This is a genomic window from Thaumasiovibrio clandestinus, assembly GCF_047250365.1.
Lineage (GTDB): Bacteria > Pseudomonadota > Gammaproteobacteria > Enterobacterales > Vibrionaceae > Thaumasiovibrio.
The window spans coordinates 1-8067 of record NZ_JBLBVL010000032.1; the positions used below are offsets into that span (position 1 = coordinate 1).

At 42.6% G+C, this 8067-nt stretch carries 11 protein-coding genes; 2 read left to right on the plus strand and 9 right to left on the minus strand.

The window, feature by feature from the left end:
- Window positions 1-310: 310 nt before the first annotated feature.
- Window positions 311-2563, plus strand: coding sequence for a DUF2971 domain-containing protein (locus ACKLNH_RS20225; RefSeq protein ID WP_413114071.1), 2253 nt, complete (start codon window positions 311-313; stop codon window positions 2561-2563).
- 450 nt (window positions 2564-3013) lie between these two features.
- On the opposite strand, the gene ACKLNH_RS20230 is transcribed toward ACKLNH_RS20225, so the two are convergent.
- Genes ACKLNH_RS20230 through ACKLNH_RS20270 form a run of 9 tightly spaced genes read right to left on the minus strand, consistent with a single transcriptional unit; the run spans window position 3014 to window position 7620 of the window.
- Window positions 3014-3664 (minus strand): hypothetical protein, encoded by a 651-nt coding sequence (locus ACKLNH_RS20230; RefSeq protein ID WP_413114072.1) that lies wholly within the window; start codon window positions 3662-3664, stop codon window positions 3014-3016.
- Window positions 3665-4150, minus strand: coding sequence for a hypothetical protein (locus tag ACKLNH_RS20235; RefSeq protein ID WP_413114073.1), 486 nt, complete (start codon window positions 4148-4150; stop codon window positions 3665-3667).
- Window positions 4151-4155: 5 nt separating this feature from the next.
- A complete protein-coding gene (locus tag ACKLNH_RS20240) occupies window positions 4156-4683 on the minus strand; it encodes a hypothetical protein (protein ID WP_413114074.1) in 528 nt (175 codons plus the stop codon).
- Window positions 4680-4859: a hypothetical protein gene (locus ACKLNH_RS20245; RefSeq protein ID WP_413114075.1), complete on the minus strand. Its 180-nt coding sequence runs from the start codon at window positions 4857-4859 to the stop codon at window positions 4680-4682. Before ACKLNH_RS20245 ends, ACKLNH_RS20240 begins: the two co-directional genes overlap by 4 nt.
- Before the next feature lie 30 nt (window positions 4860-4889).
- Window positions 4890-6626 carry a rolling circle replication-associated protein gene (locus ACKLNH_RS20250; protein ID WP_413114076.1) on the minus strand — a complete coding sequence of 579 codons (1737 nt, stop codon included), beginning with the start codon at window positions 6624-6626 and terminating at the stop codon, window positions 4890-4892.
- Window positions 6613-6897, minus strand: coding sequence for a hypothetical protein (locus tag ACKLNH_RS20255; protein ID WP_413114077.1), 285 nt, complete (start codon window positions 6895-6897; stop codon window positions 6613-6615). The genes ACKLNH_RS20250 and ACKLNH_RS20255 overlap by 14 nt, the downstream gene beginning before the upstream one ends.
- The gene (locus tag ACKLNH_RS20260) at window positions 6894-7103 is read right to left on the minus strand and encodes a hypothetical protein (protein WP_413114078.1); all 210 of its coding nucleotides are present in this window, start codon (window positions 7101-7103) and stop codon (window positions 6894-6896) included. The genes ACKLNH_RS20255 and ACKLNH_RS20260 overlap by 4 nt, the downstream gene beginning before the upstream one ends.
- A complete protein-coding gene (locus ACKLNH_RS20265) occupies window positions 7100-7378 on the minus strand; it encodes a hypothetical protein (RefSeq protein WP_413114079.1) in 279 nt (92 codons plus the stop codon). Before ACKLNH_RS20265 ends, ACKLNH_RS20260 begins: the two co-directional genes overlap by 4 nt.
- Window positions 7375-7620 (minus strand): hypothetical protein, encoded by a 246-nt coding sequence (locus tag ACKLNH_RS20270; RefSeq protein ID WP_413114080.1) that lies wholly within the window; start codon window positions 7618-7620, stop codon window positions 7375-7377. Before ACKLNH_RS20270 ends, ACKLNH_RS20265 begins: the two co-directional genes overlap by 4 nt.
- 144 nt (window positions 7621-7764) lie before the next feature.
- On the opposite strand from ACKLNH_RS20270, the gene ACKLNH_RS20275 reads away from it, so the two are divergent.
- Window positions 7765-8028, plus strand: coding sequence for a transcriptional regulator (locus tag ACKLNH_RS20275; RefSeq protein ID WP_413114081.1), 264 nt, complete (start codon window positions 7765-7767; stop codon window positions 8026-8028).
- The last annotated feature ends 39 nt before the right edge of the window (window positions 8029-8067 follow it).

Consider the following 8067-nt stretch of genomic DNA (forward strand, 5'->3'; position numbering starts at 1 on the left):
AATCGGATCCAGTTCTTTAGGACGTGGGGCAAATGGCGTGGAAATCATTTCCATTAGAACCAGCCCCCTTTACCCAGCTTGTCTTTCACAAAATCGACGTTATTCGACGCCCAGACCACAGCACATGCGACGGCTGCCGTAATGCCTACTAGTTTCAGAGTTGTTTTTTTCATGTTTGCCCTACCGTTGTGGGTTGTTGTTTAACTGTTTGAACGGTAGATACAAGAACACAGTCACAAGTGTATGAATAGGTAGTTGAAGCTATTAGGTTTGACGAGTAGCCTATTAGGTTAAAAATGGATAATAAGTAATGAATAATCTTAGCAATGAAAAAATAATTAATCTTATTGATGAGAGGAAACTATCAAAACTCGCATTTTTGGATGAATGCTGGCGTTCATCTGAAGACGAGTGGCACTCGGGGTTCTACTATTTTATTAAGGATTTAAAAATAGAAGACAAAACCGAGGTTTTTCAACATGTTGTATCTCGCTTCGGCAATGAGTCAGACGCATATTGTTATCTTGGTAAAACTGCTAATATGATATTTCAAGAAAAAGATGTATCTAACTACTTCTTCAAAAAAGCAATCGAGTTAAATCCATACCATAAAGTAGCTAATTGGGAGTTGTATAAATCCTGCTATGACATCAAATATGCGTTAGTTAGCATAGCTGAACATTATAAGAGTGGTGAATTCAAAGAAATATCATTGAAGGTTGACCGCATTTGTGTGACCAAAAATGACACTTTGCAAATATCGGAACATGAGTGGGAAGAAATAAAACTAATCCTAGAGGACAATAGAATACCCCAATATAATAAGTTTGACTTGTTAATCCTTGCTAATTTAAGGCTTGATTGCTGGGACAGTGGTGTAGATGCAATTAGGTCGTCTTATTATGTCGAAAGTGATATTTTGCAAGACTATTATAACAAGGGATTAATTACATTAGAAACCGTGTTAGATAAACTTTCCTCTTTTGATGTGCGTAATTTTGTCAGTGACAACTATAACAGAGCTTACCTCCACTTTATAGATACAAAAAATTACACGCAACTACAATATCTAGCTGAAGAAATTATAAGTATCGCCTTCAAAAACAGTGATTTTAGTTGCGTTTGTGAATGTTACGAGAAGATTGATGGAGATAAAATATGCTACTCATCTTCTCCCGTGTTTTTATACTATCAAATGTCTTTAATTGAGGAGGGAAGAAGTCTTCAAAGTAAAGATGAAAGCATAATTATTCGTAACTCATATCTTTATCGCGATGAGTCAAAAGCACTATACTTGGCATTTCTAGTTAAAAAACACCTAAAAAAAATCGAAGTTCTTTTTAGTCAAGAAAAATATTTAAACTCAAACATTAGAAATATTCAAAGTTATATATTGGCAAGAAAAAAGCTTGATAGTGTTGACTTATTAAACCATTTCATACATGAAAGACTAGAGGATGAACTCAACAATCTAGTCGACAAATGGGATGATGCTTATAATCGTGAAAGGTTAGATGAGTTGAAAAGAAAGTTCTTGGTTCAAGAAATCAATGGCGAAGAATTGGAACAGATGATTTTACTTTCCATTAATTGCAAGATGTATGACTATGCTATTAACTTGATTGAAAATTACCATGAAAGCAACTTTCCAACAGTAGATACACGCAGATATTTAGGGTGCTGCTACAAAAGTAAAAATATACATGAAAGAGCGGTGGTGGAATATAATCACGCCTTAGAGATCATGCACTCTGCGAAGGATTATGACCACTACGTGATAAGTGAAATCGTTCACTATTCAAAAGAGCACAATTTGCAGATTATTTCAGATAAAGACTTTAAATTGTTGAAGAAAGAATTCAATATAGACATTTGTAACTCATTCAAACTCCCTCTTTATTTATCTGCTAATGGAAGAGGTCTGTTCAAATATTCCACTTTCAACGTTAATACAATTGACTCTTTAATAAATCAATACTTTTATTTATCAGAGAAAAATCAATTAAATGATCCTATTGAAATGCCGCCATTAGATGGTGAAGATCATAATGATCTTATTGATTCCAACTATAGAATATGTTCATTCTCAGAAAACAGTAATTCTATGTTGATGTGGTCACACTACGCTGATGATCACAAAGGTATTATGGTAGAGTACCGATTTGGGAGTTTCTTTCCAAATGGTATTGGCATAGGCGAGGTTCATTATGATGAAAACATTAAACGAAACAAAAATAGAGGGTTGTTCATATTTAATCAGCACCTCTTAACCAAAAATAAGGAATGGTCATACGAGAATGAAGTTAGGGTGTTCTCAAGTCAGCACAAGAAAGTAGGATTTGTAAAACATCACTATCCTAGCCACGAACATGATAAAATAGACGCTGAAATAGCTTGCATTACATTAGGGTACAAATTCCCCAATGATCAAATTGAACTAGTTAAAAACTTACTGTCCGTAATTAACAAGAGAAATAACGAAGGCTCACAAATATCATTGAGGCAAGCATATATTTCTAATGATAATAACTTTTCACTTTGTTATCGCGACATAGCGCTATGAGATTACTCTCAAGTTTAGGGATGTATTTCGCATCTCTATAATTTATCTATATTCCTATGTGGAGACATTAGGTATCGTAGCGACATTGTATAACAAATAGATTAGAGAATCACATGGAATGTAGTTGGTGTAAAAGCTCAATGGACAGCGAGGCTGTGGTTTGTCCAGCATGCAACAGAGAGAGAAAGGACATTCATAACCTGAAGTATATGATGTACTCTCTCTTTGCATTTTCGCTATTTATAGCAGGATACGGCATGGTTTCAGGCACTTGGTTGTCGCCTTTCTTGGGTGTATTTGGGCTCAAATATGTTATTCAGTCATTCTCTGGATGGTTGTTTATGTTTAGTTTCATTGGGTCACAAGTTCTCTACGTCAAAGTGTCACGCTTACTAAAGACATGGTTTTGGTTTTAGTATATCTAACGGGGCATATTGCCCCCAGATTAGATCAATACACCCTACCCACTTTCAGCGATTCACCTCCAAGTTGCTTCATCACGTAATGCCCAGCCGCCAATGAGTTAATCTTTGTTACTTCTATTCCAGTTTCTTCTGACAGGTATTTGGCGTCCCTTTGTCGGGCCTGTTTGCCTATCCACTGATACTGGCTATTGGCGATAACGGTTTTTGGTACTTCTTGCCCTCGCTGAAAGGCACTGTGGCACTCAATGGCATAGCGACGGCCGCCAGTGAAACATTGCCCTAACCTGCCCTCTGCTTTGCCGACACGGTTTGAAGCAACTGCCAATTCTTCAAAGATAACCGCTAACGGTTTCGTACCATCGCTAAGTTCCCAAACAATCGCCGCAAAGCGTTCAAGGTTCTGCGGTGTTGGCTCGACCGTAATAGCAAACTTAAACGGTTTACTACTGCGCCGTGCTTGTTTCGCTGCGGTATAAAACGGCATCCATGCATTAAAATGGTGGGTTTGCTGGCGGTTAAACTTAATATCTTTGTAATCCTCATACGGATCAAAGAACAGTACTTGTTTAGCCGTCACCAAGCCAAGTTTTTTAATCGCGGTGGTTTTACCGCCTGAACTGGTCGCCACATAAAACGCATGTTTTAGCGGTAGTCGATTGTTTGGGTTCTTTGCCATTTATGCCGCCTCTGCTTCCAGTTTCGTGTCGTTCGCTGCTTCTTGCTGCGCTAACAGCGCGGCGTCTTCGGCTTTTAACTTCTTAACCTTACCTACTGAGTTACCCACCAACTGCACAGCGGCATAACCGGCGTTGATTTCTTCTTCATACTTAACAAGCCATAACGGTAATAGGTTGCCGTACTTAACCAGTAACGGGCCAAACTTTTCAATCGCGTTATCTCGCGCTGCGGCATCAAACGCAAAGCGGGGATGAAGGAAGACTTTCAATGCGCCTTCTAGGCCCATCAAAGCTAGTGCCGCTTCAGCCTTCGCGGTATCAACGGAATCAGTCACAATAGCAGCGGGTTGTGGTTCATCTACTGGCGGCGCATCATCGGCAATATGCTCGGCATCCGCTTGGGAAAGGTCGCTTAATAACACCTGTTCATTGTGTGTTTCTGGTTGTATTGTTTCGCTAACGTCGGTTAGTTGTTCGGTTTCCATTCTGGTTACACTCCTTGTGGTTCTGGTTTCGTTTTACCTTTTAGGTAGAAAGCCAAGCCGCCTAACAGCAAAGCAACAATGCCCCCTATTGCAACCGGATTTATACCGCTTTTAAGCGGTTTATCTTCGGTTTGGGTAGCGTCGTTGTTGGTGAAGGTTTCGCTATCAATAACGGTTAGTTCGGTTACTGTTTCGGTTTCAGTGGCGGTTAAAGTGGTTTCATCTGCTTTAACAAAGGTTTCGTCGTTAGCACTCGACGGTAAAGCGCGGTTTAATCCGCTATCCGATAACGCTTTATCGGCGCTATCTTGCAAATTCGCTTTGATATATGCCTGACGTTCGCCGCCGCTGCGTTGGTCTGCACCACACTTAGGGCATAAGGTGTAATACAAACCTAAACGGCGTTTGTTTTTCGGGGCTTCACCTGACGTGGCGGCCTTATGCGCCCCAACTTGGTGAACCGTACACGCACACCCACAATCAGGGGTTGAACATGCGATATACCCCACGACGGGGTTTTTACTTTGACTCATAGCTGCACCTTTTTCATTTGCTGTTCCAGTTGGCCTACTTTGTTATTTACGCCTTTCATCCATGTCACCACCAAACGCAGAACCGGCACGGCGGGTTTTAGTATCAAGCTGCTGCTGGCTGCCTTGACTGCAAGATCAATTTCATTGGTGGTTTGCTCTAACTGCTGTAATTCCATTTTTCTATCCGTATTAACTGCGGTACTGCGCTACCCGCTAAAGGTAAAGTGTGCTGGTTTGGGCTTATCGGTGGTTAAGCTCGCCCCGTTTAAGTAGCTGCGACACAAGGCCGCACAAATTTCATCGTGTGAATCGGTAGCTCGTTCGTGATTAAGCGGATCATTCAATACAGATTGCCAATAGGCGCGTTTTTCTAACCATGCTTTGCGGTGGTTTACGTAGTGGATTCTGGCAATGGTGCGTGATTCTTCGCATGACTCACCGGATACGCGGCACATCTTCCAGCCTCGCGCACCTGCGGCCCATAGCAAAAAGTCATAGGCTTTATCACCTGCATCATCGCCATCAAAGTGCAAACTGAAACGGTTTTTCGTGCTGGCATACACACCACGCGCTTTTAATGCGTTGTTGGCTTCTAAGCGTTGTTGTTCAAGGCGCTTTAAACGGGCACGTAACTTAGCAAGGTGCGTTGCATCATCTTGTTGTTTAACAATGCCGATTGCTTTGATGGTTTGTTCTTTCTTCGCACTTAACTGGCGTAGCTGGCGCTCATAAGGTTTGCGCCACTGACTTAATTTGTAACTGCACTCTTTGATGATCCCTGCCATGTTGTCAGCATGAAAACTGTCTAAACATTCCCAACCAGGTGCGCGACTAGGTTTGGCAATGCCGTAACGGTTACCACGGATCAACCCTTGGTTGGCGTTCTTACCTTTGGAGGCATAACCCACGGCTTTTATGATGTAGCTACCCGCACCTTTGGGGTTGCGAATGCGTTCTAAATGAGCAAAGCCATTGCCCCAAATCCCTTCAATCCGTTTGGCCCACGCTGAAAAGTGCTGTTTATCCACATTCCAATTCATCAGAACATGAACATGTGGGTTAGGCTCGCCATCTTCATTGGCGGGACACTCTGCCACCCAAATGTAGTGAAAGTCTTTTTCGGTTGGCTCGCATTCAAACGGTTGATTATCGTCGTTGATGCCATGCCAACCGCGTTGATACATCTTGCGCACCCCGTCGATAAAACGCGATACCTCTTTGCCTAATGTGGTATCACCACTAAAAATACGTTCCCGTTGTTCACTGCTACACGTCAAGGTAACAAAGGTTCGAAAACCTTCATGACACGTTGCCACATACGCCGCGCTTTCAAAGATTTTGCCAACGGCCCGTGAGGTTAATGCCTCGCTATAACGTTCACCATCGTTGCTGTCTGGTGCATCGCCCGGTGTTAATTCCACCACATGCTGTAAGCGATATTTTCCTGACCACGTTTGATGCAGCAATTGAACGGTAGATTTTCGCCCCGTGCGTTGTCCCCTGTCTGCGCTGTCATACAACGATTCGGGAGACATAAAGCCCCGTGGGTCTATCTCGACATTCCCTTTCAGGGAGCGTCTTAGGGCGATGGTTTTGGACTTTAAACGTGAGTCTAGAGGTCGTGTCGGACTTTTGCAGCCTTGGACAAGCCTATTGTTTTCGGCACTTCGTGCCGCCCTGCGGGCGCGGACTTCCTCTTTGAATTCATCATGTAAGCGTGGGCGAAATGATTCATTTTTTTTCATGATCGCACGTTGGCGATTAATTTCACGCTGTGACGTTGTTATTTTCCAATACTGTGCATAAGACAACGGCACCGGACGTGGGCCAACAAAATCAAACCCTAAAAAACCAGCATGATAGCTGGCAATGTTTTTCTTGGTTTTGTCGACGGGCTGAATACCCGCGACAATATATGCGATGTCTTTGTCATTCATTAACATGTCGCCCCCCTTCATGGCGCGGGACATGCCACTGCATCAATTCATCAAGCAGGTACATGAACAGCCCAACGCTAGGACACTTCACCATTCCGACATAGAAACCATGCAGATAAAACGCAAAGCAATCACCTTGGTCATTAAAAGTATCAAAGACTATTGCGATGTGGGATGCCTTGCCGATTAAAGTAAAATAACCATCAACAGGCATTGAATAGACTTCTAACTTATTCGTTATATTTTCAACGTTAGGCTTAAGCAGTTCATCAATCATGCGGCGTTCCCCGAGGTGATCACCAATCGCTCATCCCCAACTAATGGGACAATAGCGATATTACCGCTGACAAATGTTGCTTCGTTCCCTGCGTAACGTTCGGCTTGGGCAATAGCCCGATGGAAATTGCTCTCTATCGGGAAATCACCAACCGCATTACGCAATGGTAAACAGGCTTGATTAGAAAAGACTTCAACATTAATCATGATCGCAAACCTAATAAGACCAAGTAAGCACGACGCAGCGAATGGGCATGACAGCGCAGTTGACCCGCTTCATGCAAATACTTCCTTGCGAGTGTCGCCTCGCCATCTTCCCGCATGATTCGAGATAAGTTCACATGATCCTTTGCGGCTTTCAATATCGGGTAATAGAGGTTGCAAGCATCAGTGAAATTGTTTAATTCAAGCAATACAGAATGGGGAGCCGCCGCCCCTTGCGGGGCTTTGGCTTGCTTAGGGAGTTGCGTTTGGGAGATCATCGTACACCCCCTTGCGCTAAATACGCACGGCGGGCTTGGATTTGGTAGTCACGGCTATAACGAAAATCGCTACCGCCCCGACGTTGTGAGGTTGATTTACTCAGGCCATGTTTATCGCGTAACTCGCCAACCTTTTGTAGTGATAAGCGCGTTAACTCTGGATTAAATTGACTGCACCCTGCCATATCTGGGCAAGGTTGATGTATCGGATGCACCGATGTTGATGTTTGTGTGGTTCGCATATCCATTGACTCCCATAAGCAACTTGTTTAAGCACTTATAGAATTAATCAAGCTCGCTCTGTCCGTCAAGGTGCGTTTAAACGTAGTAAATGACATTTTGATCGCCTAAACTTTAACAAATACGGCTATTTACGGATTCACGTCATGACTTACACAATTGAACTTATGGAAATGGTAAAAGCCCGATTCGCAATAGAGTCGGACTATAAGCTTGCACAAAAGTTAGGTGTTAGTCGCTCAAGAGTTTCTCTTTGGAGAAATGAACGTAATGGCATGGACTGGGATGTCGCCTTCCACATTGCCGATATGTTAGGCATTGACGATCAAAAAGTCGTCATCAATTTACTGAAAGATAAGTACGAAAACCCTAGAATAAACAAAGTGTTAAAGGGCGTTGCACAGTGCTAATCGCATTATAACCATAATATACCTAATGCGCACTAATGG

Bases quoted from the DNA above. Each gene is read 5' to 3' on its own strand.
- ACKLNH_RS20225 (WP_413114071.1), top strand. From the start codon at position 311: ATGAATAATCTTAGCAATGAAAAAATAATTAATCTTATTGATGAGAGG.
- ACKLNH_RS20230 (WP_413114072.1), bottom strand. From the start codon at position 3,664: ATGGCAAAGAACCCAAACAATCGACTACCGCTAAAACATGCGTTTTAT.
- ACKLNH_RS20235 (WP_413114073.1), bottom strand. From the start codon at position 4,150: ATGGAAACCGAACAACTAACCGACGTTAGCGAAACAATACAACCAGAA.
- ACKLNH_RS20240 (WP_413114074.1), bottom strand. From the start codon at position 4,683: ATGAGTCAAAGTAAAAACCCCGTCGTGGGGTATATCGCATGTTCAACC.
- ACKLNH_RS20245 (WP_413114075.1), bottom strand. From the start codon at position 4,859: ATGGAATTACAGCAGTTAGAGCAAACCACCAATGAAATTGATCTTGCA.
- ACKLNH_RS20250 (WP_413114076.1), bottom strand. From the start codon at position 6,626: ATGTTAATGAATGACAAAGACATCGCATATATTGTCGCGGGTATTCAG.
- ACKLNH_RS20255 (WP_413114077.1), bottom strand. From the start codon at position 6,897: ATGATTGATGAACTGCTTAAGCCTAACGTTGAAAATATAACGAATAAG.
- ACKLNH_RS20260 (WP_413114078.1), bottom strand. From the start codon at position 7,103: ATGATTAATGTTGAAGTCTTTTCTAATCAAGCCTGTTTACCATTGCGT.
- ACKLNH_RS20265 (WP_413114079.1), bottom strand. From the start codon at position 7,378: ATGATCTCCCAAACGCAACTCCCTAAGCAAGCCAAAGCCCCGCAAGGG.
- ACKLNH_RS20270 (WP_413114080.1), bottom strand. From the start codon at position 7,620: ATGCGAACCACACAAACATCAACATCGGTGCATCCGATACATCAACCT.
- ACKLNH_RS20275 (WP_413114081.1), top strand. From the start codon at position 7,765: ATGACTTACACAATTGAACTTATGGAAATGGTAAAAGCCCGATTCGCA.